We start from the raw sequence: 290 nt of genomic DNA on the forward strand, positions 1-290 counted from the left end.
TCGGTGGATGCCTTGGCGCTGAGAGGCGATGAAGGACGTGGTACGCTGCGATAAGCCTTGGGGAGCTGCGAACGAGCTTTGATCCAGGGATTTCCGAATGGGGAAACCCACCTTCGACCTTCCGTATGGCGGCTGCATGTGACTCACGTCACCTGCGGCTCTCATACGGTTGGTCATGTGAAGGTATCAAATCCTGAATTCATAGGGGTTTGAAGCGAACCCGGGGAACTGAAACATCTCAGTACCCGGAGGAAAGGACATCAACGAGACTCCGTCAGTAGTGGCGAGCG

Annotated in this window: 1 rRNA gene; it reads left to right on the plus strand. The window is 55.5% G+C overall.

Annotation, left to right across the window (positions count from 1 at the left end):
* Position 1: 1 nt before the first annotated feature.
* A 23S ribosomal RNA gene (locus ACLBYB_RS33320) occupies positions 2-290 on the plus strand; the annotation flags it as partial.

It is taken from the genome of Methylobacterium sp. D54C (assembly GCF_053345595.1).